31 protein-coding genes and 9 tRNA genes are annotated in these 25,894 nt (G+C 33.2%); 19 read left to right on the top strand and 21 right to left on the bottom strand.

Annotation, left to right across the window (positions count from 1 at the left end):
* Window positions 1-97: 97 nt before the first annotated feature.
* The 5 genes from BUB65_RS07635 to epsC form a co-directional block, all read right to left on the bottom strand.
* Entirely contained in the window at window positions 98-589 is a 492-nt protein-coding gene (locus BUB65_RS07635) for a dihydrofolate reductase (RefSeq protein WP_073073808.1), read from the bottom strand.
* A 116-nt stretch (window positions 590-705) separates the two neighbouring features.
* Window positions 706-1,038 (bottom strand): DsrE family protein, encoded by a 333-nt coding sequence (locus BUB65_RS07640; protein ID WP_073073810.1) that lies wholly within the window; start codon window positions 1,036-1,038, stop codon window positions 706-708.
* 4 nt (window positions 1,039-1,042) lie between these two features.
* Window positions 1,043-1,372, bottom strand: a complete 330-nt coding sequence (locus BUB65_RS07645) for a carboxymuconolactone decarboxylase family protein (protein ID WP_073073812.1) — start codon at window positions 1,370-1,372, stop codon at window positions 1,043-1,045.
* Between the two features lie 12 nt (window positions 1,373-1,384).
* Entirely contained in the window at window positions 1,385-2,242 is an 858-nt protein-coding gene (cysK, locus tag BUB65_RS07650; RefSeq protein WP_073073814.1) for a cysteine synthase A, read from the bottom strand.
* 15 nt (window positions 2,243-2,257) lie between these two features.
* A complete protein-coding gene (gene epsC, locus BUB65_RS07655; RefSeq protein WP_073073827.1) occupies window positions 2,258-2,833 on the bottom strand; it encodes a serine O-acetyltransferase EpsC in 576 nt (191 codons plus the stop codon).
* Window positions 2,834-3,084: 251 nt separating this feature from the next.
* Between epsC and BUB65_RS07660 the strand changes: the two genes are divergently transcribed.
* From BUB65_RS07660 to BUB65_RS07670, 3 genes are all read left to right on the top strand, one after another.
* Window positions 3,085-3,160 (top strand) — tRNA-Lys (locus BUB65_RS07660).
* A 5-nt stretch (window positions 3,161-3,165) separates the two neighbouring features.
* Window positions 3,166-3,252, top strand: a tRNA-Leu gene (locus tag BUB65_RS07665).
* A 10-nt stretch (window positions 3,253-3,262) separates the two neighbouring features.
* A tRNA-Gly gene (locus BUB65_RS07670) sits at window positions 3,263-3,337 on the top strand.
* 95 nt (window positions 3,338-3,432) lie between these two features.
* On the opposite strand, the gene rplA is transcribed toward BUB65_RS07670, so the two are convergent.
* From rplA to BUB65_RS07735, 13 genes are all read right to left on the bottom strand, one after another.
* Window positions 3,433-4,137, bottom strand: coding sequence for a 50S ribosomal protein L1 (gene rplA / locus BUB65_RS07675; protein ID WP_073073830.1), 705 nt, complete (start codon window positions 4,135-4,137; stop codon window positions 3,433-3,435).
* Between the two features lie 27 nt (window positions 4,138-4,164).
* Window positions 4,165-4,590: a 50S ribosomal protein L11 gene (rplK, locus tag BUB65_RS07680; RefSeq protein WP_073073833.1), complete on the bottom strand. Its 426-nt coding sequence runs from the start codon at window positions 4,588-4,590 to the stop codon at window positions 4,165-4,167.
* A gap of 52 nt (window positions 4,591-4,642) precedes the next feature.
* Window positions 4,643-5,713 (bottom strand): transcription termination/antitermination protein NusG, encoded by a 1,071-nt coding sequence (nusG, locus tag BUB65_RS07685; RefSeq protein WP_073073835.1) that lies wholly within the window; start codon window positions 5,711-5,713, stop codon window positions 4,643-4,645.
* A gap of 19 nt (window positions 5,714-5,732) precedes the next feature.
* Window positions 5,733-5,921 (bottom strand): preprotein translocase subunit SecE, encoded by a 189-nt coding sequence (gene secE / locus BUB65_RS07690; RefSeq protein ID WP_073073838.1) that lies wholly within the window; start codon window positions 5,919-5,921, stop codon window positions 5,733-5,735.
* 24 nt (window positions 5,922-5,945) lie between these two features.
* Window positions 5,946-6,021 (bottom strand) — tRNA-Trp (locus tag BUB65_RS07695).
* 14 nt (window positions 6,022-6,035) lie between these two features.
* Window positions 6,036-6,185, bottom strand: a complete 150-nt coding sequence (rpmG, locus tag BUB65_RS07700) for a 50S ribosomal protein L33 (RefSeq protein ID WP_073073840.1) — start codon at window positions 6,183-6,185, stop codon at window positions 6,036-6,038.
* Window positions 6,186-6,211: 26 nt separating this feature from the next.
* Window positions 6,212-6,298, bottom strand: a tRNA-Tyr gene (locus BUB65_RS07705).
* An 11-nt stretch (window positions 6,299-6,309) separates the two neighbouring features.
* Window positions 6,310-6,385, bottom strand: a tRNA-Thr gene (locus tag BUB65_RS07710).
* Between the two features lie 39 nt (window positions 6,386-6,424).
* On the bottom strand, window positions 6,425-6,649 hold the full coding sequence (rpsR, locus tag BUB65_RS07715; protein WP_073073842.1) for a 30S ribosomal protein S18: 225 nt from the start codon (window positions 6,647-6,649) through the stop codon (window positions 6,425-6,427).
* A gap of 24 nt (window positions 6,650-6,673) precedes the next feature.
* Window positions 6,674-7,078, bottom strand: a complete 405-nt coding sequence (locus tag BUB65_RS07720) for a single-stranded DNA-binding protein (RefSeq protein ID WP_073073845.1) — start codon at window positions 7,076-7,078, stop codon at window positions 6,674-6,676.
* Window positions 7,075-7,434 (bottom strand): 30S ribosomal protein S6, encoded by a 360-nt coding sequence (rpsF, locus tag BUB65_RS07725; protein WP_073073847.1) that lies wholly within the window; start codon window positions 7,432-7,434, stop codon window positions 7,075-7,077. Before rpsF ends, BUB65_RS07720 begins: the two co-directional genes overlap by 4 nt.
* Before the next feature lie 94 nt (window positions 7,435-7,528).
* Window positions 7,529-7,604, bottom strand: a tRNA-Met gene (locus tag BUB65_RS07730).
* A gap of 7 nt (window positions 7,605-7,611) precedes the next feature.
* Window positions 7,612-7,688 (bottom strand) — tRNA-Cys (locus tag BUB65_RS07735).
* 144 nt (window positions 7,689-7,832) lie between these two features.
* Between BUB65_RS07735 and BUB65_RS07740 the strand changes: the two genes are divergently transcribed.
* From BUB65_RS07740 to BUB65_RS07780, 9 genes are all read left to right on the top strand, one after another.
* Window positions 7,833-8,738, top strand: a complete 906-nt coding sequence (locus BUB65_RS07740) for an alpha/beta hydrolase (RefSeq protein WP_073073850.1) — start codon at window positions 7,833-7,835, stop codon at window positions 8,736-8,738.
* A 22-nt stretch (window positions 8,739-8,760) separates the two neighbouring features.
* Window positions 8,761-9,846: an FtsW/RodA/SpoVE family cell cycle protein gene (locus BUB65_RS07745; RefSeq protein ID WP_234946851.1), complete on the top strand. Its 1,086-nt coding sequence runs from the start codon at window positions 8,761-8,763 to the stop codon at window positions 9,844-9,846.
* Window positions 9,847-10,494 (top strand): hypothetical protein, encoded by a 648-nt coding sequence (locus BUB65_RS07750; protein WP_073073852.1) that lies wholly within the window; start codon window positions 9,847-9,849, stop codon window positions 10,492-10,494. It begins immediately after the preceding gene.
* Window positions 10,495-10,510: 16 nt separating this feature from the next.
* Window positions 10,511-11,368, top strand: a complete 858-nt coding sequence (locus BUB65_RS07755) for a glycine--tRNA ligase subunit alpha (protein ID WP_073073855.1) — start codon at window positions 10,511-10,513, stop codon at window positions 11,366-11,368.
* Window positions 11,361-13,376, top strand: a complete 2,016-nt coding sequence (gene glyS, locus BUB65_RS07760) for a glycine--tRNA ligase subunit beta (RefSeq protein ID WP_073073857.1) — start codon at window positions 11,361-11,363, stop codon at window positions 13,374-13,376. The genes BUB65_RS07755 and glyS overlap by 8 nt, the downstream gene beginning before the upstream one ends.
* Window positions 13,377-13,415: 39 nt before the next feature.
* Window positions 13,416-13,922 carry a rubrerythrin family protein gene (locus BUB65_RS07765; protein ID WP_073073860.1) on the top strand — a complete coding sequence of 169 codons (507 nt, stop codon included), beginning with the start codon at window positions 13,416-13,418 and terminating at the stop codon, window positions 13,920-13,922.
* Window positions 13,923-14,038: 116 nt separating this feature from the next.
* Window positions 14,039-14,968 carry an FtsH protease activity modulator HflK gene (gene hflK, locus BUB65_RS07770; protein WP_073073862.1) on the top strand — a complete coding sequence of 310 codons (930 nt, stop codon included), beginning with the start codon at window positions 14,039-14,041 and terminating at the stop codon, window positions 14,966-14,968.
* Entirely contained in the window at window positions 14,965-15,813 is an 849-nt protein-coding gene (gene hflC / locus BUB65_RS07775) for a protease modulator HflC (protein WP_073073865.1), read from the top strand. Before hflK ends, hflC begins: the two co-directional genes overlap by 4 nt.
* Before the next feature lie 57 nt (window positions 15,814-15,870).
* Window positions 15,871-16,797 carry a CBS domain-containing protein gene (locus BUB65_RS07780; protein ID WP_073073868.1) on the top strand — a complete coding sequence of 309 codons (927 nt, stop codon included), beginning with the start codon at window positions 15,871-15,873 and terminating at the stop codon, window positions 16,795-16,797.
* Here the strand turns inward: BUB65_RS07780 and tsaD are convergent.
* The 3 genes from tsaD to BUB65_RS07795 all read right to left on the bottom strand — a co-directional run bounded on the left by tsaD (window position 16,787) and on the right by BUB65_RS07795 (window position 19,466).
* Window positions 16,787-17,779, bottom strand: a complete 993-nt coding sequence (tsaD, locus tag BUB65_RS07785) for a tRNA (adenosine(37)-N6)-threonylcarbamoyltransferase complex transferase subunit TsaD (RefSeq protein ID WP_073073871.1) — start codon at window positions 17,777-17,779, stop codon at window positions 16,787-16,789. The two genes, BUB65_RS07780 and tsaD, sit on opposite strands and share 11 nt — an antisense overlap.
* Window positions 17,780-17,781: 2 nt before the next feature.
* On the bottom strand, window positions 17,782-19,005 hold the full coding sequence (gene clpX, locus BUB65_RS07790) for an ATP-dependent Clp protease ATP-binding subunit ClpX (RefSeq protein ID WP_073073874.1): 1,224 nt from the start codon (window positions 19,003-19,005) through the stop codon (window positions 17,782-17,784).
* Between the two features lie 95 nt (window positions 19,006-19,100).
* A complete protein-coding gene (locus BUB65_RS07795; protein WP_073073876.1) occupies window positions 19,101-19,466 on the bottom strand; it encodes a GIY-YIG nuclease family protein in 366 nt (121 codons plus the stop codon).
* 190 nt (window positions 19,467-19,656) lie between these two features.
* Here BUB65_RS07795 and BUB65_RS07800 point away from each other — a divergent pair.
* The 7 genes from BUB65_RS07800 (at window position 19,657) to BUB65_RS07830 (ending at window position 25,857) form a co-directional block, all read left to right on the top strand.
* A tRNA-Leu gene (locus tag BUB65_RS07800) sits at window positions 19,657-19,745 on the top strand.
* Window positions 19,746-19,988: 243 nt separating this feature from the next.
* Entirely contained in the window at window positions 19,989-21,425 is a 1,437-nt protein-coding gene (locus BUB65_RS07805; RefSeq protein ID WP_073073878.1) for an NAD(P)/FAD-dependent oxidoreductase, read from the top strand.
* Window positions 21,422-22,654: an NAD(P)/FAD-dependent oxidoreductase gene (locus tag BUB65_RS07810; RefSeq protein WP_073073889.1), complete on the top strand. Its 1,233-nt coding sequence runs from the start codon at window positions 21,422-21,424 to the stop codon at window positions 22,652-22,654. Before BUB65_RS07805 ends, BUB65_RS07810 begins: the two co-directional genes overlap by 4 nt.
* A gap of 19 nt (window positions 22,655-22,673) precedes the next feature.
* Window positions 22,674-23,018 (top strand): DUF1667 domain-containing protein, encoded by a 345-nt coding sequence (locus BUB65_RS07815; protein WP_234946853.1) that lies wholly within the window; start codon window positions 22,674-22,676, stop codon window positions 23,016-23,018.
* 1 nt (window position 23,019) lies between these two features.
* Window positions 23,020-24,498 (top strand): glycerol kinase GlpK, encoded by a 1,479-nt coding sequence (glpK, locus tag BUB65_RS07820; RefSeq protein ID WP_073073892.1) that lies wholly within the window; start codon window positions 23,020-23,022, stop codon window positions 24,496-24,498.
* A complete protein-coding gene (locus tag BUB65_RS07825; protein ID WP_073073894.1) occupies window positions 24,498-25,049 on the top strand; it encodes a glycerol-3-phosphate responsive antiterminator in 552 nt (183 codons plus the stop codon). The genes glpK and BUB65_RS07825 overlap by 1 nt, the downstream gene beginning before the upstream one ends.
* Window positions 25,050-25,173: 124 nt before the next feature.
* Entirely contained in the window at window positions 25,174-25,857 is a 684-nt protein-coding gene (locus BUB65_RS07830; RefSeq protein WP_073073897.1) for a hypothetical protein, read from the top strand.
* Window positions 25,858-25,894 lie beyond the last annotated feature (37 nt).

Consider the following 25,894-nt stretch of genomic DNA (forward strand, 5'->3'; position numbering starts at 1 on the left):
GGCCAAATTTTTATTATTATTATATAATTTTCTGTCATGTCTAAGATAATTCTTACTTTCGGCGAAGTTATTATTTAGTTTTCTGCTTCAGCTGATATTATTGAATTTTTTTATATTCTAATACAATTGTTCCGTTTTCGTTCAGGACATTTGTAGTAACTAATTTAAAGTTGAGAAATAGCGAGGGGTTTAACTTGTGAGAATTTTTAAGGATGATTGGTTCTAAAGTTATAAATATTTTGTCTACGAAAGGTAGAAAATCTTCAAAAACTTTTTTCCCTCCTATAATAGCGGCTTCGGTTATTTTCATATCTAAAATTTGATTAATTATATTTTCAGGTGTCCCTCGAAGAAAAATAACATTGTCAGAATTTCGGTAATTTTTGTGTGTAAGTACAATATTCAACCTATTCGGAAGTGGCCTTCCTATGCTTTCAAATGTTTTTCTTCCCATAATGACTGTTCCTATTTTTGTTGTTAAATCTTTAAAATGGTTTTTATCTTCTTTTGAGCCCCAATCTAAAGAATCAAATTCCTCGACAAACATTCCCCCAAACATATCGGTCACGATTACCATACTTAAATGCACATAACCACCTTCTTCAATAAACTAATTATAACATAATTAAAAAATGAAATGTTGTTAATTTTTTAAAAAAGGTCTGATTAACTTTTAAATTGTTTTATAAAAAACTTTTTATACAATTAAAATGTTAAAACTTTATAATTTCCTTTCAAGAAATCGGTAATTGGTTTGCCAACATAAACGACATCAGCAATGTCAGAAAGTTTTTCTGTGATACTATGATTATCGGCACACCATTTACAAGCTAAGATTTTTATACCTCTATCTTTTAGTATTTTAATTTTCTCCTTAATTTGTGGGGTCTTAGCTACTAACTCTTCGGAAGCTCCCCAAATTATTAGCGTTAAATCACTCCACCAGTTTTGTTCATTTGAATGGTATAAATATGGAAAAATTACTTCATTAAAAGTCTGTTTGTCATTAGTGGTCCAAATTATAACAAGTTTTTCCATAAGATTATTCCCCTTCACAACAAGAATTTTTGTCATCATTTACTAATTTTTTCCAATAATCCCAAGTTTTTTTAGCCCATTGTTCACCAACACATCCTAAAAACATAATGACAACTTCTAGAGTTTCTTTCAATTCTTCATCAGTTATTTTACCCTGGGCTTTTTCAAGATAGGATATTATACATGGTTCACATTTTTGACTAATAGCTAGTGAAATGGCAATTAATAGTTTATATTTTGAATCTATTGTCCCATCATTTAAAGCTTTTTTCCTCATTCTAACAAGTCCTCCGGTTACTTCCGGAAGTAACTTTCTCCATTCTTTTAAATTCATTTTTTACCTCCCTTAAATCAAAGACAAATATTTTGAGTTATCATCAGGAAAGACAGTTAATACTCTACTTAAATTGTATTTTTCTTTGATTTTTATTGCTGCGTATGCGTTTGCCGCCGAAGAAATACCAACAGAAATTCCAAGTTGATTGTTTATATATTTGAACATATGGAAGGCTTCTTCATCACTAACGGTAAATACTTCATCGATAACTGCTAAATCCAGAATTTTTGGAATAAATCCCGCTCCAATTCCCTGAATTTTGTGTTTTCCAGGATTTCCACCCGAAAGAACGGGTGAATTTGATGGTTCGACAGCTACAATTTTTACATTATTATTGAAATATTTTCTTAGAACATGCCCTACACCAGTAATAGTTCCTCCGGTACCAACACCAGCAACAAATGCATCCAAGTTGAAATTCATTTGGCTGAGAATTTCAGGGCCGGTAGTTAGTTCATGTGATATTACATTGTTGATATTTTCAAATTGATTGGGCATATATGCTGATTTGCTTTCTACAATTTCTAAAGCTTTTTCTATTGCTCCTTTCATTCCTTTCTCACCGGGGGTTAATACAATATCTGCACCAAAAGCTTTCATTATATCTATTCTTTCTTTAGTCATTGTTTCGGGCATTGTTAGTATTACATTAATTCCCAATTTTTTCCCAAGCCAAGCGAGAGCGATTCCTGTGTTTCCGCTGGTAGGTTCCACTAAAATTTTATTTGTTAATTTACCATCTCTAATGGCTGCGTTAATCATAAAAAAGGCAGGTCTGTCTTTTACACTTCCACCTGGGTTGTTTCTTTCTAATTTTGCATAAATTCCTAATTTTTCAATGAAAACTATAGGAGTATTTCCAACCATGTTTATCCCTCCTTGTTAAATTATCCATTCTATGTGTTCATAAATTTCAGTTAATTGTTCCACTTTTTTTGCTGGTATTCCGACAACTTTAGTATACGGTGCTACATCATGTAGAACCACAGAATTAGCACCTATTTGTGCTCCGTCCCCAATTTTTATAGCGCCAAGAATTTTTGCTCCTGATCCGATTAGAACATTTCTTCCTATGTCAGGATGTCTTTTTCCCTTTTGGATGTTCCGTGATCCGAGTGTTACGCCGTGATAAATTAAAGTTCCCGTACCAATTGTAACAGTAGAACCAATAACAGTGCCAATTCCGTGATCGATAACTACACCAGGTTCAATTTCCGCTGAAGGATTTATATCAACGGCAAAAAGGACTCTTGAAACAAAGTGGAGAAGGTATGCAAGAAATTTCATATTATGTTTATAAAGGAGATGAGACCATCGGTAAAGTTTTAAAGACAAAAATCCCACATGAAAAATAAGTTGCCATTTGAACTCAATAGAAGGATCTTTTTTTAAATATTCTTCTTTATCTTTTTTTATAGCACGGAAAACATCTTTTAAGTCATTTATAAAATTACGCACCCCATAGAACCACCTCCAATTAGTTTGCTCTAATTAAATATATCATATCTAATCATAAAAGTCAATTAATAAAACTTTAAAAAGTGATTTTTTTTTAAAACATTTTTATTAAATTCAATACATTACTAGCAAATTTTCTAATATCGATATAAAAAGAAAAATTAAACTATCGTTTACTTTCATGTTAGTTTAAACGCTTGACATCATACACACAATATGATATTATTTTAATCGGCTCATGAAGCCTGGATGACCTGGTAGCTCAGCAGGTAGAGCACCTGACTTTTAATCAGGGGGCCGCGGGTTCGAATCCCGCCCGGGTCACCAGAGGGGCGAGAGTGGCGGAATTGGCAGACGCGCTGGACTTAGAATCCAGTGGGCTCGCGCCCGTGTGGGTTCAAGTCCCACCTCTCGCACCAAAGCTGGAATGCGGGTGTAGCTCAGCGGTAGAGCGCCTGCTTGCCAAGCAGGAGGTCGCGGGTTCAAATCCCGTCGCCCGCTCCAAAATACGAGATATGTAACAAAAAAGCTCCTTGTACGAGGAGCTTTTTATTTTTTCAATTATAAAGTGGAAAAAAGTGGCTCATTTGAGCCACTTTTTATTTTTCTTCAGCTATTGTAACTGGGTCAACCTTTATTCCTGGTCCCATTGTCGTTGACAGTACAACCTTTTTTATAAAGTTACCTTTAACACCTGCTGGTCTAAGATTGAGAATTTGTTCGTATGCAGATTTTATATTTTCTTTTAGTTTATCTGTTTCAAATGAAACTTTGCCAACAGGAAGATGTAGATTACCAGTTTTATCAGTTCTAACTTCTAGCCTTCCCTTTTTAAATTCTTTTACGGCTTCTGCTACGTTTTCAGTGACTGTTCCAGCTTTTGGATTAGGCATTAATCCTCGTGGACCGAGTATTTTACCGAGTCTACCAATTATTCTCATCATGTCGGGTGTGGCAATTGCAACATCAAAATCTAAAAAGTTTTCTTTTTGAATTTTTTCTGCAAGATCTTCAGCACCGACGTAGTCTGCACCGGCTTCTTTTGCTTGCTCAGCTTTTTCACCTTTGGCAAAAACTAATACTTTTACTTCTTTTCCTGTACCGTGTGGCAGAGAAACTGTACTTCTAATTTGTTGGTCAGATTTTCTGTAGTCTATGTTTGTTTTTATGTGCAATTCAACTGTTTCATCAAATTTGGCAGTGGCAACTTTTTTGGCTAAATCAACAGCTTCATCTAAATTATATTGTTTTTCCCTGTCAATTAACTTTCTAACTTCATTATACCTCTTGGAGTGCTTCGGCATTTTGCCTCCTCCTTCCTTTAATTAATATTAGTCAACTACTTCTATACCCATACTTTTTGCGGTTCCTTCAATGATCTTGATTGCTGCTTCAATATCATTTGCGTTTAAATCTTCTTTTTTAATTTCAGCGATTTCTTTAAGTTGCTCTCTTGTAACTTTTCCTACAAATTTTCTCTTAGGTTCTGAAGAACCAGAATTAATTTTAGCTGCTCTTTTTAACAAGAATGAAGCTGGTGGAGTTTTGGTTACGAATGTGAAAGATCTGTCTTCGTAGACTGTAACAATAACTGGAATAAGCATACCAGCTTTGTCCGCAGTCGCCGCGTTAAACTTTTTACAAAATTCCATTAAATTAACACCACGTTGACCAAGTGCAGGTCCTACGGGTGGAGCAGGAGTAGCTTTACCAGCTTCTAGTTGCAACCTTACTTGTGCTACAACTTTCTTTGCCATAATTTAACCTCCTTTGTGTGGTTATAGGGTTAACCCTCCCACGAATTGCAAGTTAATCTATTTTTTCAACCTCAGTTGTGTGCACAGTTACTGGAGTTTCTCTACCAAAAATAGTAACTGTAACTTTCAGTTCGTTATGTTCCGGATTGATTTCTTTTACGTGTCCAACGAAACCTTCAAAAGGACCAGAAATAATCTTGACGACATCTCCAACTTCATAATCAAATTCAATTTTGACTTGTTGAACTTTTTCAACTTTAGGAGTTTCTTCAATACCAGAAAGTCTTAAAATTACCTTTACTTCATTGTCTTTTATAGGTATTGGTCTTCCACCAGAAGAAACAAAGTCAATAATTCCAGGTACAGTTCTAACAAAATGCCAAAATTCGTCATTCATGATCATTTCAACGAATAAATAACCCGGGAATAATTTTCGGATTCTTACTTTCTGAACCCTAATTTCCTTTTTTGTTGGAAAATCAATTATTTCCACTCTTCCAGAACTTTTTGTAACGATTTTTTTGGGTTCTGCTAAGATTTGGCCAGCTTTTACGTTATCTCCTTTTTTTACTAAACTTGTATTAATAGTTTCATATGGTACAGCGTAAATATCCTTTTCATTAGAAGCGTTTAATATTACTATCCTTTTCATTCGCTCAGTTTGAATGATTTTTCCGTCAATTTCACAAATAATTTCCCCATCCTCAGTTAATGGCATACCTTGTTTAACGTATCCGCCGACTTTTAAGCCGGTGATTGGTTTATTTTTCTGAGGTATTACATATGTTTTAGTAAATTTTTTATCTGCCGTTTCAATTACAATTTTTTTTGCATTTCTCACATCTATAATTTTTCCGTCTTTCCTTACTCTTATAGCAGGTTCTTCGGCTAAAACATCACCTTTTTTAACATTTGTCCCGTTAGAAACGAAAAGTTTGGCGTTTAAAGAAACAATATGCCTTTCAACAGATTTTGCAGAGGCATCTATTACTACTTCTTCGGGTAATAAAACTTTTGATATCAAATGCTCATATCCTTGAGCCTTAACTTTAGCCTCAAGGTTTTCTTTAGCGGCAGCTTCATAGCCTGCCAATGTTTGTAATATATACCACCTTTTTTTCATTTTACCACCTCAAAAAAGATTAAAAAAGCTTAAATAAACTACTCATTGCTCCAGAGAAGATCAAATCAAGCACGAAAAAGTAAAGACCTGTGGAAATTAATATAATCAATACTACACCAGTAGCTCCCAACAATTCTTTTCTATTGGGCCAATGTGTTTTCTTAACTTCAGTTTTAATTTCTCTGAAAAATTTTCTAAGTTTTTCCATAAAATCGCCCCCGTAAAAAAATTTTGGCAGGGGCGGCAGGACTCGAACCCGCAACACCCGATTTTGGAGACCGGTGCTCTACCAATTGAGCTACGCCCCTGCGAAAAAAACGAATTAGGCTTTTGTTTCTACATGATTTGTATGTTTATTACATTTTGGACAATATTTTCTTAATTGGAGTTTTTCCTTTTTGTTTTTTTCGCGTGTCGTATAATAGTTTTTATTACCACATTCAGAGCATTTAAGAGCGACTTGGATTCTCATAATCTTCCCTCCTATTAAAAAAAATCTGGTGGTGAGGGAAGGATTCGAACCTTCGAAGGCATTCTGCCAGCGGATTTACAGTCCGCCCCCTTTGGCCGCTCGGGCACCTCACCACCGCTAACCTTGGAGCCAGCGGAGGGACTCGAACCCTCAACCTATTGATTACAAATCAATCGCTCTCCCGGTTGAGCTACGCTGGCTCGCTGCGGTTTCTATTATACACTATGTCAAAGAACGTGTCAATACTTTACATAAGGGAGCAAAGCCATCTGTCTTGCTCTTTTAATTGCTATTTTAACCATTCTTTGGTGTTTGGCACAATTACCTGTAATTCTCCTTGGGATAATTTTCCCTTTTTCAGTTAAAAATTCTCTTAAGAGTTTTACGTCTTTATAATCAACGTATTCAACTTTTGATTGACATAGTTTACATACTTTTGGTTTCCTTCTTCTTCTATATTTCATATGAATTACCTCCCTTTTCAAAGATCAAAATGGCGGTTCGTCATTGTCAGAATCATCAAAAAGTTCATCATATTCTAATGTTTCTGTTTCTTCAGAGAGATCACTTTTTTTATCCATAAACATTACTTGATCCGCCCATATTTCTGGTGTACTTCTAAATTGTCCGTCATTTCCTTGCCAACGATTTATTCTGAGTTTTCCTTCTACTAAAATTAATCTTCCTTTTTTTAAATAATTTTGAACAAACTCAGCAAGTTTACTAAAAGTTACTATTCGTATAAAATCCGCATCTTGACTGTCTTCAGAACCTCTTCTTGTTGGTCTACTTACTGCCAAAGTGAAAGTTGCTACTAAGGTACCATTTAAAGTTTGCCTTACTTCAGGGTCCCTTGTCAAACGACCGACAAGGACAACTTTGTTATAGTTCACTCTTCCACCTTCTCGGTATTCTCCGACACCTCTTCTTTCTTAGCCTGTTTTTTTTCTTCCTTTTCTAGGTCTTCTCTTCTAAATGTTTGCCATCTTAAGAATTCAGGTCTAACTTTAAAATACTGCTCAAGTTCTGAAAGATTTTCTCCAGAACACTTAAAATAAATAACAGTATAATCTGCTTCGTTGTACTTTTTAAGTGGATATGCAGTTTTTTTGATACCCATTCTATCAACTTTATCAACTTGTGCACCAAGTTTTTCAGTTAAAAATTCTACTAAGTTGTTTATAATATTTTCCCTTTCCTCTTCTGCGATATCTGGTTTGACGATAAGCATTGTTTCATATATCCTCATCTTTGCACCTCCTCCCTCGGACTTTTTGGTCCCACCTTTTGGTGGAACGGGATAATTAAATAATTCAGAATAAAAGGGAGCTTAAGCTCCCTTTTGGTGGGCTCGGGAGGAATCGAACCCCCGACCATCCGGTTATGAGCCGGACGCTCTGCCAACTGAGCTACGAGCCCACTTTTTTGGAGGCGACGGTGGGATTTGAACCCACGAATAGGGATTTTGCAGACCCCCGCCTTAGACCACTTGGCCACGTCGCCTCGCGATTGAAATTTTAGCACAATCTATCTACTGTGTCAATAAAAATATAAAAATTTATATTTTCTTCACTCTATTTTAAAGTATTATAATGCTATAATATTTTTCAGAAATACTAAAATTCTTTTAAAAATTGAGGTGATAAATTGAAATACGTAGTATCATACCAAACAGATCCTAAGGTAATAGAGGAATCATCCCGCAAAATAATTTTAAAATCGAATTATCCTACAATCTATAAAGAATCTTCTGTGATCCATTTATATTACTATTCAGGAAAGCCAAAAACTGATAAAACATTACTTTTTATACATGGATTGGGAACCGGGAATATAAAATATTTAAAATGGTTTCCTGAAAAGTTTTCTCAATATGGTTATGATTCTTATTTAATGATACTTCCATATCATTTTGAAAGAACCCCCAAAGGATATAAAAGTGGTGAATTGTTTTTAAAACCTGAATCATTAAGAGAAAGGTTTGAACATGCGATAGTTGATGCACTAACTTCTTTAGAATATATTAGAAATAAACACAATAGCAAAAGTTATTTGATGGGATTTAGTTTTGGAGGCATGATCTCTACTATAGCATCAGCTTTTTACAAAGTTGATGGTTTATCATTATGTGTAACAGGTGGTAACTTTTATCACATTACTTGGAAAAGTTTTGCAACAAAAGTATTAAGAATGAAATATGAAGAAAACAAAGAATGTGATGTGGAAAAATGTCGTAATTTTCACGGGGAAAGTTTTTATAAGTTTATAGATGATATCAGATCGCCTAATATTTCTAAAGATTCTGCTCCTATTTCGTGTTATGAGTATGATCCTGTAGTATTTGCAAAATTTGTTAAAAGCCCAACTATAATGTTTAGGGCTATTTTTGATATTTTCATACCCAAAAGTTCTTCTTTAGAATTATTTGAAAGAATTGGAAGCAATAGAAAGAAGATGTATACAATCTTTTCAGGACATCTCACTTCTTATATATTTAAAAATTATATATTTAAAAAGACTGTTGAGTTTTTTGAGAAAAACACTGTGGTATAATTTATTTTGGAGGATGTGAGTCTTGAAATTTACTGAAAATAAAAGGTTTGATTTTTTACTGGTTTTTTCAGTAATTTTTTTGATGATTTTTGGACTTCTAAATTTATACAGTGTTTTAAGACCCACAAATAATTTAGCGCTTTTTTATAAACAAGTTTTGTGGGATATTTTTGGTGTTTTTGTGATATTTTTGGTCTACTTTATTAAGGAAAGTTTTATAAAAAAGATAATTTTACCGTTGTATTTAATTAGTATAATTCTGCTTGTAGGTGTTTTAGTCTTTGGTACACGTGTAGGAGGTTCTATAAGGTGGTATCGTTTTGCAGGAGTATCGTTTCAACCCTCCGAATTATCAAAACTATCGTTAATAATGATATTAGCATACATACTTACACACAAGTCTTTAAAAAATTTTCTAATTTCGATCGTATTACTTGTTATTCCTGTAATGTTAATATTGAAAGAACCTGATTTAGGTGTTTCTGTTCTTCATGTATTTATTTGGAGTATTATGTTGCTTTTTTCTGGAGTGTCATTTAAAATTATAGCTACGGTTTTTGGAAGTATGATAGGAGCAGTTCCTATTTTGTATTTTTTCTTTTTGGAAGATTATCAAAAATCCCGAATTTTATCGTTTTTGAATCCTGAGAAATATTTTCAAAGTGCTTCGTACAATGTAATAATGGCAAAGAACACGGTAGGTTCTGGAGGAATCTTTGGAAGAGGTTATCTTGTTTCCCCTTCTGTAAATGGAGCTTTTGTGCCAAAATTCGAAACCGATTTTATTTTCTCAGCTATTGCTGAGCAATTTGGTTTTATAGGAAGTTTAATTGTTCTAGTAGGATTTGGTGTGATTATCTTTAAGGTTTTGAAGGACATAAAAGACTATAAAAATAGTTTTTGGAAGCTTGTCTCTATAGGAATAATATCAACTTTCATGTTTCATGTATTTGAAAATATTGGGATGAATATTGGAATAATGCCTGTGACAGGAATACCTTTGCCATTTTTAAGTTACGGAGGTACTTCAACTTTTATATTTTGTTTTATGATTGGATTGTTATTAAAAGCTCATGCGCTTGGGACTAAAACGAGGAAGGTGATTTAAATGACTAGACACCAACAAAAAAAAGTTCGTGAGGTTTCTATATTTTCTTACATGATAATTTTTTCGATTATTTTTGTTTTTATAATTACTTTGGTTTTATCAATTGGAAATTTTATTCGTTATAAAGATCTGTTGTATGAATATAGCTTATTAAAAAATTATGTAAATAAAGAACTAGCTAATTACAAATCAAAGTTAGATGATGTTCAAGCAAAACTTGGCCCTAATTCATTGGTTGATAAATATATTTTATCTACTAATTATATAAACAATTTTGGAATTGATCTTGAATATATTTTGAGTAATTTAGAGGATGACCCGGGAACGGGATATTTCATGGTTTTTGTAATTGGTAGTAAATCTAGTTGGTTTACTGTGAAAAAGGGAGAAACTACGTATTTTTCAAGAGAATTGAAACCTGGACTTTCAAAATATAAATTTTATTATTTTAAAGAACCCCGAATAAAAACAGATTATGACATTGTAATTTCGGATGATTCAGATATAGTTGTAGGGAAGCCCGGACAGGTATATCTTTTGTTTTTTGGTGTAGGAAGTAGTTTTCATCCGACAAAGATAGTCCAAGTGAGAGATATGAAAGTGACTAATATAAGAAAAAGTTTTAGTCTGTATGTCCCAGGAAAATAGTAGAGGAGGATGAGAAATGTATCTTCAAGATATTATTAAAAAATTGGATGAATATTGGGCAAAACAAGGCTGTTTTATTGATTTACCGTATGATATGGAAATGGGTGCGGGAACTTTCCATACTTCTACATTTTTTGGAGTATTAAGAAAAAGGGATTGGAAAGTGGCGTTTGTACAACCAAGCAGAAGACCAACCGACGGAAGGTACGGCGAAAATCCTAATAGAATGCAAAGGTTCTTACAATATCAAGTAATTATAAAACCAAATCCTATAAATTCTCAGGAGATATATCTTGAATCTTTAAAAGTACTTGGAATAAATCCAAAAGAACATGATATACGGTTTGTAGAAGACAATTGGGAATCTCCAAGTTTGGGTGCATGGGGAATTGGATGGGAAGTTTGGCTTGATGGGATGGAAATAACTCAGTTTACTTATTTTCAACAAGTGGGTGGAATTTCTTTAAAGCAAATACCTCTAGAAATCACATACGGTTTAGAAAGAATTGCAATGTATTTGCAAGGTGTAGGAAATGTTTTTGATGTAATGTGGAATGAAAATATCAAATACGGGGAATTGTTTTTAGAAAATGAAAAACAATTTTCAAAATACAATTTTGAAGAAGCAAACACAGAAATATTATTTCAATTATATGATTTGTATAAAAAAGAATTTAAAAGTTTAATTGAAAAAAACTTGTTTTTGCCGGCATATGAACAATTAATAAAGTGTTCTCATACATTTAATTTATTAGATGCTAGAAATGCAATAAGTGTTACCCAAAGACAGGGTTACATTAGGGATATTAGGTCAATGGCAACCTTATGTGCTAGGAATTTTATAGAGTTTGAGGAAGGTGAGACTAATGGCTGAATATTTATTTGAAATAGGAGTTGAAGAACTTCCTACTACAGAAGTTGATAAAATAGTAGTTCAGGTAAAAGAAAAAGTAGAGAATTTGCTTAAAACTGAAAATCTATACTTTGGCGAACTGAAAACATTTTTTGCCCCACGAAGATTTGGTTTTTTTATTAAGGATCTTCAAGAAAAACAGGAAAATAAAGTTATTGAAAAAAGAGGTCCGTCATTGAAAATAGCATACGATGAGAATATGCATCCAACTAAAGCCCTTCAAGGATTTTTAGCTTCAAATGGTGCAACTTTAGAAAATGTTATTCAAAAGGATAATTATGTGTTTATAAAAAAGCAAATCGAAGGTAAATATTCGAAAGAAATATTTCGAGAGAAAATTCCCCAAATTATAGGATCGCTTAGTTTTAAAAAACCAATGAGATGGGGAAATGGTGTTTATTCGTTTGTGAGGATTCCACATTGGATTTTGTCAATTTATAATGGTGAACCATTGGAATTTGAGATCTTTGGTATAAAGTCTTCGAATAAAACGTATGCACATAGATTTGTTAAAGATGAACCAATAGAAATAAAGAGTATAGACGATTATGTTTTGAAGTTAAAAGAGTTTAAAGTTATTCCTTTTGAAGAAGAAAGAGTAAAATTTGTCAAAACCCAAATAGAGGAATTTGAAAAAACTAAAGAACTAGTGGTAGAAAAAGACGAAGAACTTATAGAGGAAGTAATTACCTTAACAGAATATCCCGGAATATTAGATGGCACATTTTATGAAAAATATCTTGCTCTTCCTGAAGAATTAATTACTGTTACTATAAAGCATCATCAAAGGTCTTTTACAACTTATGTTGGGGATAAAATCACCAACAAATTTGTATCATTTATTGATTCCCCCACAGGAGATATTAATAAAATAAGAAAAGGATATGAAAGAGTTATTAATGCTAGGCTAGAAGATGCTAGATATTATTATGAAAAAGATTTAAAAGTTCCTCTTGAAAGTTTTAATAAAAAATTAAAAGAAATAATTTTTCAAAAGGAACTAGGAACACTTATGGATAAAGTTGAAAGAATTAAGAAAATTTCAGAATTTATTTGTGAAAAACTGAAAATAAATTACTCAGATAAAGTTAGAATATTACGGACAGCAGAATTATGTAAAGCAGACATTGCTTCAAATGTAGTTTACGAGTTTCCAGAATTGCAGGGAATTATGGGAAGAATCTATGCAGTCAAAGATAACGAAGATCAAAGTGTAGCTTTGGGAATAGAAGATCACTATAAAGATGTTCCACAACTTATTACAGGCGCAGTTGTTGCGTTAGCTGACAGAATTGATACAATTGTTGGAAGTTTTGCTGTAGGTAATGTTCCAACTGGTTCAAAAGATCCATTTGGTTTGAGAAAGAAAACAGATACAATTTTTAAAATTGTATCTGAATATAGATGGAATATTAATTTAGAAGAAACCATAGAATTCTCTGCAAAGTTGATAGATAAGAAAATACCGGAAGACTTAAAACAATTTTTTGAATCAAGATACGAACTCTTCTATTCAAACATTAGATATGATATTGCTAGAGCGGTAAAATCATATTGGCGAAAACCATATGAAGGAAAATTAATCGTTGAGGCCTTGATAAAAATTGTTGATCAAGAAGAATTTCAGCATCTTCTGATAGGATTTGAAAGAGTCCACAACATTTCAAAAAAGTTTGACAAATTTGAATTTGATCCTACTAAGTTTTTGGAAAAGGAAGAAAAATTGTTGTTTAATAAATATATAGAAATTAAACCAAAAGTTTTAAAAGCAGTGGAGGAATTAAATTTTGAAGAAGCTCTTCAACATCTTATTAGTTTAAGACCCTATATCGACAGTTATTTCGATAAGGTTTTTGTTATGACAAAGCAAGATGATATAAGAATGAACAGGCTTGGATTCTTGAAAAATTTAGATAATTTATTTTTCCTTTTGGGAAATTTAAGTGTTATTGAGAAAAAATTAAATTAAATATGTTATAATAATAGTAATGATAACGGGGGTGAAAGTATGAAAGAGATGACAAAGCAATTTTTAGAAGCGGCTTTTGCAGGGGAGTCTATGGCACATATGAAGTATAGTATTTTTGCTGAAGAAGCAGAAAAGAAAGGATTGAAAAAACTTGCAAAGCTTTTTAAAGCAATTGCATATGCTGAATTTGTTCATGCAAGGAATCATTTCAAAGTTTTAAGAAAGCTTTCTGAAAACATGTCAGATAATGTTCAGACTTGTATTGATGGTGAAACGTTTGAAATTGAAGAAATGTATCCAGTGTATAAAAATGCCGCAGGTTTTCAAGATGAAAAAGAAGCAGTAAGAAGTACACATTTTGCTCTTGAAGCAGAGAAGATACATGCCGAGATGTATAAAAAAGCGAAAGAACTAGTAGAAAAGGGAGAAGATTATTCGGCTGATAAGATTTACATTTGTCCCGTTTGTGGATATACTGTAGAAGATGACGTTCCAGAAAGTTGTCCTGTGTGTGGTGCATCTAAGGATATTTTTGTAGAATTTTAAGGTAAATTGATATTTGTACGGATTTCTAATATGCAGAAAAGGACAGGAACATCGAATTTGAACAAAAAATAACAACAAGGTGCCTCTGGCGCCTTGTTTATTTGGAGGTGTAAGCTTTGGTTAAGAAACTAATTATCTGGATTATTTTTGCAGTGATTGTTTTGATATACTTTAGTACAGGAATTTATCAAGTAGGTCCATCTGAGGTAGCCCTTATTAAAACATTTGGAAAGTATTCTCATGCTACAGGTCCTGGCATTCATTATCGTTTACCTTATCCTTTTCAAACACATGTAATAGTAGATGTTGAAACTATCAGAAAAGAAGAGATAGGTTTCCGTACAATAGAAAGTTATGGGAAGATTAGTTATAAATCGATACCAAGTGAATCTTTAATGTTAACAGGTGATGGTAATATAATTAGTGTTGAAGTAGCTGTGCAGTATAGAGTGAAAGATCCTGTAAAATTTGCTTTTAATATTATTAACGGCAGCAATCTTGTGAGGTTTACAACTGAATCTGTTTTAAGGGAAAGAATTGCCGAGAGAAATATTGATGACGTTTTGACTATTGAAAGGGATAAAGTAGCTATGGAAACAGCTGAATTAGTGCAAAAGATTTTAGATCAATATGATTCGGGAATATTAATAAGTAAAGTGTATATGCAAGAAGTGGCTCCTCCTGATGAAGTAGTTGAGGCATTTGATGATGTTAATAACGCAAAACAGGATAGAGAAAGATTTATAAATGAGGCGAACAAATATGCTAATGATATAATTCCTAAAGCGCAAGGACAAGCAGAACAAATATTAAGAGAAGCAGAAGCGTACGCAAAACAGAAAGTTTTAGAAGCCGAAGGTGAAACACAAAGATTTTTAAGTGTTCTTAAAGAATATGAAATTGCTCCTAATATAACAGTGAAACGTTTGAAAATTGAAAAGCTTCAGGAAGTATTTTCTGGAACGAAAAACATTTTTGTGCTTGATAATAGTGGTACATTAAAACTAATCAATATAAACGAATTAATTGGTGGTGGTTCAAAATGAGTGCAAAATTAATAAGTTTCATAGTAATTTTAATTGTAGCATTTATTATACTTTCACTTTCTATGTTTGTTGTTGATCAAACAGAGCAAGCAGTTGTTTTAAGATTTGGTCAGATATTAAATGTTTATCAAACACCTGGTATCCATTTTAAGATGCCACTTATTGATAATGTAGTGAAATTTGAAAAAAGGATACTTTTGTATGACATAGAGCCAGAAAAGATTATCACGGAAGATAAAAAAACTCTTATAGTTGATACTTATGCTCTTTGGAAAATTGTGGATGCGAAAAAGTTTTTAGAGACAATGAAGACAATTTCATTGGCAGAGTCCAGGATTGACGATATTGTTTATTCTCATGTAAGAAATGTTTTTGCTAAACATACTTTTGATGAAATCATCTCTGACAAAAGAGAGAACTTCTTAAATGAGGTTACAAATTTAGCGAGAGGGGATTTGGCAAATTTCGGGATAGAAGTAGTTGATGTTAGAGTAAAACAAGCTGATTTACCGAATGAAAATGTTAGAGCAGTGTATGAAAGAATGAAAGCAGAAAGATACAGTATTGCCGCACAAATTCGTGCAGATGGACAAAAAGAAGCTCAAAAAATTAGAGCAGAGGCGGAGAAAAAAGCAACAGTTATACTTGCTCAAGCTCAAAGTGAAGCGGAAAAAATAAAAGGTACAGGTGAAGCAAGTGCAACAAGAATTTATGCTTTGGCTTATCAGAAAGATCCAGAATTTTTTGAGTTCTGGAGAACAATAAGTGCGTATAATTCTATTTTTAAAGATGGAACAGTTATTTTTGGAAACGACTTGGAAATTTTCAAGTATATAATTCATTAAAAATAGCCCCATGCGGGGCTATTTTATAAATTAACAATTAAAGAAAGGAAGGAATATATGGATAAAATACTTGATAAGGTACAAAAAGTATTCTCTCACATGAAAGTCACTGAATTTATGAATAGTGATGTAATTTATGTTTTACCAAATAGGACAATAGCTCAGGTGAAGGAAATCCTGAGAATCAAAAGAATTTCCGGCGTTCCTGTTGTGAATGACAAGAAAAAAGTTATTGGAATTATTAGTATTGAGGACATAATAAAATGTATCGAGGCTGATAAATTAAATGAAAATGTTGAGGACAATATGACAAAAAGAGTTGTGACGATAAATCACAATGAAACTCTTAGTGTGGTATTAAAATATTTTGAAAAATTTGGCTTTGGGAGATTTCCCGTAGTTGATGATAAGGGGAAATTAGTAGGGATAGTAACCAAAAATGATATTTTGAAAGCGGTTGCAATGAAATTAGGAATTTTATATTTGCATGATCAACGAAGAGCAAATGTATTAGAGAATGACATAGATAAATCTCTCATAACTGGTATAAGTCTTAACAAACTAAATGCTGATTTTTATTTCAAGATAGATTATTTTGATATTAATACTGTTGGAATAGGAGCTGCCCAATTAAAAAGGTTTTTACTGGACAAAGGTTATGATGAAAAGTTTGTAAGACGTATAGCAATAAGTGTGTATGAAGCGGAAGCAAATGTAGTTATCCACAGTGGAAGTACGGGAGAAATTTATTGTTTTTTGGAAGAAAATAGTGTTGTGGTTAGAGTCGAGGATAGAGGAAAAGGAATAGAAAACATAGAACTAGCTATGAAAGAGGGTTATTCAACAGCTCCTGATTATGTAAGAGAACTTGGTTTTGGAGCAGGAATGGGGCTCCCAAATATTAAAAGATATGCTGATAAGATGGTTGTATTATCAGAAAAAGGAAAAGGTGTAATTGTTGAAATGGTTTTTTTTATGAATTAATTTTGAGATTGGGTATTGCTTCAAGTTCAAGGGAGTCATATTTTCCCTCTAAGACCTTGTGATATCCAGCCATTGCAATCATTGCGGCATTGTCAGTGCAAAGTTCCAAAGGAGGAATTAATATCTCATAGTTGTATTGGTTAGCAAGAATTTTTGCTTTTTCCCTAAGCCTTGAGTTGGCTGCAACTCCTCCAGCTAGAACTATTCTGTTGATACCATTATTTCTCGCAGCTTTAAACGTCTTTTTTAAAAGAACATCTACGACTGCTTCTTGAAAAGACGCTGCAATATCAGGTACTGGTATATTGGTTTCTAAATTTTTAATGGTGTAAAGAACAGAAGTTTTTAACCCTGAAAAGCTGAAGTTGTAATTGTTAGAATCAAGCATTGGACGTGGAAAGTTAAATTTGTAGGGATCTCCATTTTTTGATACTTTTTCTATTTCAGGCCCTCCGGGATAACCTAATCCTAAAATTCTAGCTACTTTATCAAAAGCTTCTCCCGCAGCATCATCCATAGTTTTTCCAAGAACTTCTATTTTTCCATCTTTGACTTTCAAAATTTCTGTATGACCACCTGAAACCATTAAAACTATAAAAGGGGGTTTTAAATCAGGATACGCGATATAATTTGCATATACGTGACCTATTATATGATTCACACCTATTAATGGAATACCATATCTGAGAGAAAGACCTTTTGAAAACGAAAGTCCAACTAGAAGTGCACCAATCAGTCCAGGTCCGTATGTTACAGCAACTGCATCAATTTCTTCAGGTTCAATTTTAGCTTTTTTCAGAGCTTCTTTATATATTAGTGGTAAATTTGAAAGGTGGTGTCGTGCCGCAACCTCCGGTACAACACCACCAAATTTTTTGTGAACTTCTACTTGTGATAGGATTATGTTACTCAAGATTTCTTTATCTTTTAAAATTGCTACAGAAGTTTCATCACATGAAGTTTCAATACCAAGTACAACCACTTTTATGCCGACTCCCTCATTACCAGTTCAGGTTTTTTCTTTTGGTAAACGCATTCTTCTGTGACAATAACTTTCTCTATGTTTTTAAGGTCTGGAAGTTCAAACATAACTTCAATCATCACTTCTTCGAATACGCTTTTTAATGCTCTAGCACCTGTTCCCCTTTCGATAGCCTTTCTGGCAATGGCATATAAAGCTTTTTCTGTAACTTCCAAATCTATTTTATCAATTTCAAATAATTTTTTATATTGTTTTAGAATAGCATTTTTAGGTTCAGTTAAAATTCTTACCATATCTTCTTCAGAAAGGTCTGAAAGTGTTCCAATAACGGGGAATCTTCCAACAAATTCAGGAATTAATCCATATTGAACTAAATCATCTGGAGTAACATGAGAAAGGATTTCTCCAAGTTTCATTTCTTTTTTACTTTTCACAGGGGCGTTGAATCCCAAGGCACTACTTTGAATTCTCCTTTTTATAATTTCTTCAAGTCCGTCAAAAGCTCCTCCAACTATGAATAAAATATTTGAAGTATCGACTTTAAGAAATTCTTGATATGGATGTTTTCTACCTCCTTGGGGTGGGACATTAGCGTATGTGCCTTCCACAATTTTTAAGAGCGCTTGCTGTACTCCCTCGCCTGAAACATCTCTTGTTATTGAAGGATTTGGTGATTTTCTAGCAATTTTATCTATTTCATCAATGTATATTATTCCATATTGAGCTCTTTCTATGTCAAAATTTGTAACTTCAAGAAGCCTAAGAATAACGTTTTCTACATCTTCGCCTACGTAACCTGCTTCTGTTAGAGGAGTAGCATCTGCTATTGCAAATGGAACATCTAAAATTTTAGCAAGAGTTCTTGCAATTAATGTTTTACCGCTTCCCGTAGGGCCAATTAATATTACGTTAGATTTTTCAATTTCAACGTCGTCAAAATCAACTTCTGAAAAAACTTTTTTATAATGATTATACACAGCAACTGATAGAATTTTTTTGACCTTATCCTGGCCAATAATATATTTATCCAGTTCTTTTTTTATCTCTGATGGTTTTGGCAAGTCTTTCTTATCTTTTTTTACTGGAAATCCTTTTTTATCTTCTTTTAAAATGTCATAGAAAATTTCAACGCAGTCATTACATATATATACATTACCTGGCCCGGCTATTAGTTTTTCTACCTTGTCAGATGAGCGACCGCAAAAAGAACAAAATTTTTGTGCCATACTTTTTCCTCCTTATAATAACTCATGATAATTCTATCATATAAATTTTGTTAAAGTGTTTCTGAGTTGTGTATTATTTTTTTCAACATAATTAATTATAGAATTCTAAACAAATGAGTATTACATTTTTTATCATCTGATGCTCCAAAATTTTTTACGAAGGGAAATCTTTTCATTAATTTGCAAGCGATGTTAGATTCAGTTTCCTTCGTTGCGTTCTGTATTAGAGCTACGCTTATAATTTCTACAGATTCATTTTTTGTAAGGTAATCTATATGCCAGAAGGTTTTCTTTTCTTTTTTTAAATGTCTTTCAATCCTTTTTTGTAAGTTTTTTTGAGCAGATCCTACATACAAATACAATCCTTTATTCAGTTTAACTTCGCCTAAAGATCCAATTCTAATTTCTAAATCTTTTGTTATAATCAAAAAAAGAATGTAAATTCCTTTGTTTTGTTCCATTTTTTCTCTCCAATCCGATTGAATAAATAACTTTACTATTTATTATATAACTTTTTTTGTGTTTGAAATGGAATATTTTGAAAGAAAAATAACAGTTACCAGAATTTAATAGTTAAAAAGCTTAATAGCTTACCTTATATTGTGTTGACAACGTTATTTTATATGTTAAAATTACTAAATGTAGGGTGTTGCCGAGGTGGCGGAATTGGGAGACGCGGTTGACTCAAAATCAACTGGGGTTGACGCCCCATGCGGGTTCGAGTCCCGCCCTCGGCACCATAAAATAACAAAGGAGCCTTGTCAAAGGCTCCTTTTTCTTTATCGAGTCGTATAATTGCTGGGGAGGTAGGGAGGGGTAAAATTTCTTTCGAATATTTTGACCATTAATTTTATTTTAAGTTCAAATATTTTTATGGTATAATAAACAAGGTAAATTTAATAGCATTTAGGGCTTAGGAGATAATGGAGAAGCCATATGCCACAGAAGTTGGCATATGGCTTTTTATTTGTGGAGGTGTTCATATGAAAGTATTTGTAATAGGTGCAGGTATTGTTGGGAGTCTCATTGCAAGAGAACTTTCGAAATACGACATAGAATTACATGTTATTGAAAAATCTCCAGATATAGGTTGGGGAGTTACAAAAGCAAATTCTGCAATCGTTCATGGAGGGTATGATGATCCTCCGGGAAGTGTTAGGGCTAAATTTGCGGCATTGGGCAATGCAATGTATGAACGTTTGTCAAAAGAACTCGACTTTGAATTTAAAAGAACGGGTTCGTATGTAGTTGCTTTTAACAATGAAGAGTTAAATTATTTGAAAACATTATTGAAGAAAGGTAAAACAAACGGTGTTGAAAATCTCGAGATTATATCAGGAGATGAATTGAGAAAGAAAGAGCCTAACATAAATGAAAAAGCTATAGCAGCTCTTTGGTGTCCAACTGCAGGTATAACTGAACCATGGGAGGTTGCAATTGCTGCTATAGAAAATGCACAAAGTAATGGAGCTATAATACATTTAAACGAAAAAGTTGTAGATATTATAATTCAAAGCGGAAGAATTAGAAAGATTTTAACTGATAAATCAGAATATAATGCAGATATTGTAATTAATGCTGCAGGATTGTTTGCAGATGAAATAGCAAAAATGGCGGGAGTAGGTGAGTATGAAATATTTCCAAGAAAAGGAGAGTATATTTTGCTAGATAAGAAGCTTAAAAATCTGGTTAATTCAGTAATATTCCCGACGCCTACTGAAAAATCCAAAGGTATACTTGTAGTTCCAACTGTCGATGGAGGTATTTTGCTTGGACCGAATGCAGTAGATCTACAAAAAGATCGTAAAGATGATCTTGACACTACAAATGAAGGGTTACAAGAAGTATATGTAAAAACGAAAAACCTTGTTCCAAAGATAGACCTTTCATATACTGTGAAAACTTTTGCTGGTTTAAGGCCTGAAACAAAGAAAAAGGACTTTATAGTTGGAGCTACTAAAGTTTGGGGTTTTATTAATGCAGCTGGGATGAGATCTCCAGGTCTTACTGCTGCGCCTGCTATTGCTAAATATATAGTAGAAAAAGTAATACAGGAGGATTTGAAAGTTAGTATCACCAAGAAAAAAGATTTTAACCCTTTCAGAGAAAAAATACCACATTTTGAGGAAGATAAACTTAAAGAGTGGGAAGAACTTGTAAAAAAAGATCCTAAATACGGTAAAATGATTTGTTTCTGTAATAAAGTTTCTGAAGCAGAGATTATAGAGGCAATAAGGCGTGGAGCTAGAACTTTGGATGGTGTAAAGTTTCGAACAAGAGCTTCATTTGGAAGATGTCAAGGAGGCTTTTGTAGCCTAAAAATTTTGGAAATAATTTCACGAGAACTTTCTATTCCTTTAGAAGAAATAAAGCAGAATTATAATAATTCATGGATTGTAAATGGAAAGGTGAGAGCATGAGAAAAGAGAATATTGATGTTTTAATAATTGGTGGAGGAGCTGCAGGACTTGCAGCTGCTATTGAGGCTAAAAATATGGGTGTAAAAACTTTACTTTTAGAAAGAGATAGGAGCACAGGAGGTGTTTTGAATCAGTGTATTCACAATGGGTTTGGACTTCATGTTTTTAAGAAGGAATTAACAGGTCCTGAATTTATGGAAAAGCTTTGGGAAGAGCTGGGAGACTTGGATAAGATTGTGAGGACTAATTATACTGTATTGAGAATTGATCATTTAAATAGAGAAGTAATTACACTTTCTGAATCAGGTATCGTTGTATTTAAACCAAAAGCTTTAGTAATGGCAACAGGTGCAAGGGAAAGATCTCTCAATTCACTAAGAATTCCTGGTTCTCGAGTATCTGGTATATACACTGCAGGAGTTGCTCAGAAGATGGTTAATATATACAATAGATTGCCAGGCAAAAAGGTCCTTATTGTTGGTTCGGGAGATATAGGATTAATAATGGCTCGAAGGTTAAAAATAGAAGGAATGGATGTTGTTGGAGTAGTAGAAATTATGCCTGAACCAGGTGGATTAATAAGGAATGTTGTCCAATGTCTTGAAGATTTTGATATACCTCTGTGGTTAAGTCATACAGTTTTTAGAATTCATGGAAAGGAAAGATTGGAGGGTGTAACAATTGGCAAGGTTGATGAAAACTTTAAACCTATTCCCGGAACAGAACGATTTATTGAAGTTGATACTTTGGTTGCATCGGTTGGTTTAATACCTCAAAATGGATTAATTGAGGATTTTGTTGAAATGGATCCAATTAACAGAGGTCCAATAATAGATGATCTGATGAGGACAACTGTTGAATGGATTTTTGCTGCTGGAAATAACGTAGCGATACATGATCTTGTTGACTTTGTGTACGAAGAAGGGAAAATTGCCGGGGAAAACGCGGCAAAATATGCCTTAGGAGAAAAACTTCCAGAGGTAAGGTTTGAATTTAAACGTGGGAAAAATGTTGGAGTTTTGCTTCCTCAACGCTTTACAGGTACTCAACAATTTAAGATGTACTTAAGACCTAAAAAGACAATAGAAAGATCTGAACTAACTTTTGCGGGCAAAATAGTTCGAAAGTTTAACTGGAAGATAAGGCCGAGTGAGATGATAGATTTAAAAGTTACAAGCTTTGAAGACCTTCCTAAAGAAGTAGTAGTGGAGGTGAAGGAAATTGAATGAGAAAAAAATGATATGTATAATGTGTCCGATTGGTTGTGAACTTACCGTTTTACAAAAAGATGATAAGATAATAGTTAAGGGGAATAGATGTCCTCGGGGGAAGGAATATGGAATTGCTGAGGTAACAAATCCCAAAAGAGTTTTACCAATAAGCGTAAAAGTAGAGAATGGTGAAATGGAACTTGTATCTGCTAAAACTGATAAACCAATTCCGAAAAAGTTAATTTATGATATTATAGAATATGTTAAGAAAATCAAAGTAGAAGCGCCGATAAATCGCGGGGATATTATTGTAAAAAACATATTTAATACAGGTGCAAATTTGGTTGCAACAAGAACTGTTAAAAAAGAAACGGGGGGATAAAGTGGAATATATTCTTGCACTTGATCAGGGAACAACAAGTTCAAGAGCAATAGTATTTAATAAGAATGGAGAGTACGTATATGGTTTAAATAAGGAATTTAAACAAATATATCCTAAGCCTGGTTGGGTTGAGCATGATCCAATGGATATATTAAATTCTCAAATAGAGGTTGCGAAAAAGGTAGCTGAGCACGTTGGAACACAGAACATAGCTGCTATAGGTATTACAAATCAAAGAGAGACAACTATTTTATGGGATAAAAGAACAGGTAAACCAGTATATAACGCAATTGTATGGCAATGTAGACGAACTGCAAGTATATGTGATAGATTGAAAGAACAAGGTTACGAGCAGCTTATAAAGGAAAAAACCGGTTTGGTTGTAGATGCGTATTTTTCCGGGACTAAAATAAAGTGGATATTAGATAATGTACCTGGTGTAAGAGAAGAAGCGGAAAAAGGAAATATATTGTTCGGAACAGTTGATACTTGGCTTATTTGGAATCTTACGGGTGGTAAAGCACATGTGATTGATTTTACAAATGCTTCAAGAACAATGTTGTTTAATATTCATAAACTGCAATGGGATGATGAGATACTGGAAATATTAAGCATTCCGAAAAATATATTACCCACTCCTCTTCCTTCAAGTTATATTTACGGAAAAACTGAAAAATCAATTTTTGGATATGAAATACCAATTTCTGGTGATGCAGGAGATCAACAAGCATCTCTTTTTGGACAAACGTGTTTTGAAAAAGGAATGGTAAAAAACACATATGGAACGGGTTGTTTTATACTAATGAATACTGGTGAAAAGCCGTATCTCTCAAGTTCAGGGCTTCTTACTACAGTTGCATGGGGGCTTGAGAATAAAGTAGAATATGCCCTTGAGGGAAGTATATTTATAGCGGGAGCAGCGGTCCAATGGTTGAGAGATAATTTAAGGCTTATAAATCATGCTGCAGAAACTGAAGAACTTGCATTATCAGTTCCCGATGCTGGTGAACTTTATTTTGTCCCTGCTATGGTTGGACTTGGTGCGCCATACTGGGATATGTATGCACGAGGTTTATTAATAGGTATCACAAGGGGGACTACTAAAGAGCACATTGTTAGAGCCGTTTTAGAATCAATTGCTTATCAAACAAGAGATGTGCTTGAGGTTATGTCAAAGGAAACAGGAATAAAGATGGGAACTTTAAGAGTTGATGGTGGAGCTTCTAACAATAATTTTTTAATGCAGTTTCAAGCAGATATTTTAGGGGTCCCAGTTGAAAGACCAAGTGTTACTGAAACAACTGCTTTGGGAGCGGCCTATTTAGCAGGACTTGCAGTAAAATTTTGGGAAAACAAAGAAGAAATAAATTGGAATCTCGACAGAAGGTTTGAACCAGTTATTTCAAAAGAAAAAAGAGAAAAACTGTATTCAAAATGGAAAGAAGCAGTTAAAAGATCAAGAAATTGGAGTGAAGGTTAATGCATCCTTTTATATACCCTATAGTTCCGGCTATAAGAGATTTGAGAAAAGCAAATAAAATTATAAACACCAAAGCTTCGAGTGTTTTTTTACTCGAGGGAGATATTTTTGAAATCAAAGAAGCAATAGATATCTTGAAAAGAAATGGAAAAAATACCTTTGTTCATGTTGATTTAATAAATGGAATTGGAAGAGATGAGGCAGGGGTTAGATTAGTGAAAGAATTTTTAGGGGCTGACGGGATAATAACTACACGTTCAAATCTGATTAGCATAGCCAAAAAATTGGGATTAATGACTATTCAAAGGATTTTTTTAATTGATTCAAAAGCTGTTGAAACAGGAATTCAACAAATAAAAAAACACAAAGTAAATTTTGTAGAGGTATTACCTGGTTTAATTCCAGAATTGGTTAGATTTATAAAGGAAAAAATTGAGCAACCAATAATTTCTGGAGGACTTGTGACAACCGAAGAGCAAGTAAAAAATATTTTGGATGCAGGAGCAGTAGCTGTTTCTACAAGCAAAGAAGACTTATGGAATATGTTTTAAGTTTGGAATTTTTTATGAAAAATTTTGTTGTTTTGAAAAATTAAAAGAATGTTATATAATACATATTGCTTGTTATATTACTTGTCAATATTTTTAATATCTTTTTAGAAAAGGAGGGAGATTTATGAAAAAATTTGTAGGGGTTATTTTAGGTATTGCTATAATTTTCGTGTTGTTTAGTGGTTGTTTGCAACAAATTGTTCCAACTAACGGTGGAACAGGTGAAACTGATATTTTGGGGGCAAAGTTAGGTTATCTTTTGAACGATACACCATCTGCTACGGTTACGGGCATATTAGTGTATAAGTATAATTATTATGGAATTCTTGCCGATGCTACTACAGGAATTTATATAAAAGATATATCTTCTGCAGGACTCAATGTTGGAGATAAAGTCACGGTTACTGGAACACTATACAAAGACACTTACAATGGTAACTTAAGAATGAAGGACGTAATAGTTGTTGCTACTGAAACTGCTGCAATGGTAGAACCTGTAACCTTGAATGTTGCATTGAATAATTCTTGGTTGTTTGATAGTACTGGTACTACTTTAGATGCAACTTCTCTTGCTTTTTGGATATATAGATTTGTTACAGCTAAAGGCACGTTGACTTCTTTAGATACTACTGGTAATAAGTTCGAACTTGAATATCCAATAGATACTGGTACTGCAACTGTAACTGTTTACACTTACAGTGCTATTTCTACTGTTACCAATGTACCAGCAACAGTAACAGGATATCTTGCAGGTTATAAATATGTATGGAATCTTTATCCAAGAACAGTGGATGACATAGAATTTTAATGTAAAAAATAACATAATCACTCAGGGCCGTAAGGCC

Source organism: Thermosipho atlanticus DSM 15807 (genome assembly GCF_900129985.1).
Lineage (GTDB): Bacteria > Thermotogota > Thermotogae > Thermotogales > Fervidobacteriaceae > Thermosipho_A > Thermosipho_A atlanticus.

Excerpts from the sequence above, each read along its gene's own strand:
- BUB65_RS07640 (WP_073073810.1), bottom strand. The coding sequence starts at position 1,038 with ATGGAAAAACTTGTTATAATTTGGACCACTAATGACAAACAGACTTTT.
- BUB65_RS07645 (WP_073073812.1), bottom strand. The coding sequence starts at position 1,372 with ATGAATTTAAAAGAATGGAGAAAGTTACTTCCGGAAGTAACCGGAGGA.
- cysK (WP_073073814.1), bottom strand. The coding sequence starts at position 2,242 with ATGGTTGGAAATACTCCTATAGTTTTCATTGAAAAATTAGGAATTTAT.
- rplA (WP_073073830.1), bottom strand. The coding sequence starts at position 4,137 with ATGCCGAAGCACTCCAAGAGGTATAATGAAGTTAGAAAGTTAATTGAC.
- rplK (WP_073073833.1), bottom strand. The coding sequence starts at position 4,590 with ATGGCAAAGAAAGTTGTAGCACAAGTAAGGTTGCAACTAGAAGCTGGT.
- nusG (WP_073073835.1), bottom strand. The coding sequence starts at position 5,713 with ATGAAAAAAAGGTGGTATATATTACAAACATTGGCAGGCTATGAAGCT.
- secE (WP_073073838.1), bottom strand. The coding sequence starts at position 5,921 with ATGGAAAAACTTAGAAAATTTTTCAGAGAAATTAAAACTGAAGTTAAG.
- rpmG (WP_073073840.1), bottom strand. The coding sequence starts at position 6,185 with ATGAGAATCCAAGTCGCTCTTAAATGCTCTGAATGTGGTAATAAAAAC.
- rpsR (WP_073073842.1), bottom strand. The coding sequence starts at position 6,649 with ATGAAATATAGAAGAAGAAGGAAACCAAAAGTATGTAAACTATGTCAA.
- rpsF (WP_073073847.1), bottom strand. The coding sequence starts at position 7,434 with ATGAGGATATATGAAACAATGCTTATCGTCAAACCAGATATCGCAGAA.
- BUB65_RS07750 (WP_073073852.1), top strand. The coding sequence starts at position 9,847 with ATGACTAGACACCAACAAAAAAAAGTTCGTGAGGTTTCTATATTTTCT.
- BUB65_RS07755 (WP_073073855.1), top strand. The coding sequence starts at position 10,511 with ATGTATCTTCAAGATATTATTAAAAAATTGGATGAATATTGGGCAAAA.
- glyS (WP_073073857.1), top strand. The coding sequence starts at position 11,361 with ATGGCTGAATATTTATTTGAAATAGGAGTTGAAGAACTTCCTACTACA.
- BUB65_RS07765 (WP_073073860.1), top strand. The coding sequence starts at position 13,416 with ATGAAAGAGATGACAAAGCAATTTTTAGAAGCGGCTTTTGCAGGGGAG.
- hflC (WP_073073865.1), top strand. The coding sequence starts at position 14,965 with ATGAGTGCAAAATTAATAAGTTTCATAGTAATTTTAATTGTAGCATTT.
- BUB65_RS07780 (WP_073073868.1), top strand. The coding sequence starts at position 15,871 with ATGGATAAAATACTTGATAAGGTACAAAAAGTATTCTCTCACATGAAA.
- clpX (WP_073073874.1), bottom strand. The coding sequence starts at position 19,005 with ATGGCACAAAAATTTTGTTCTTTTTGCGGTCGCTCATCTGACAAGGTA.
- BUB65_RS07795 (WP_073073876.1), bottom strand. The coding sequence starts at position 19,466 with ATGGAACAAAACAAAGGAATTTACATTCTTTTTTTGATTATAACAAAA.
- BUB65_RS07805 (WP_073073878.1), top strand. The coding sequence starts at position 19,989 with ATGAAAGTATTTGTAATAGGTGCAGGTATTGTTGGGAGTCTCATTGCA.
- BUB65_RS07810 (WP_073073889.1), top strand. The coding sequence starts at position 21,422 with ATGAGAAAAGAGAATATTGATGTTTTAATAATTGGTGGAGGAGCTGCA.
- BUB65_RS07815 (WP_234946853.1), top strand. The coding sequence starts at position 22,674 with ATGTGTCCGATTGGTTGTGAACTTACCGTTTTACAAAAAGATGATAAG.
- BUB65_RS07825 (WP_073073894.1), top strand. The coding sequence starts at position 24,498 with ATGCATCCTTTTATATACCCTATAGTTCCGGCTATAAGAGATTTGAGA.
- BUB65_RS07830 (WP_073073897.1), top strand. The coding sequence starts at position 25,174 with ATGAAAAAATTTGTAGGGGTTATTTTAGGTATTGCTATAATTTTCGTG.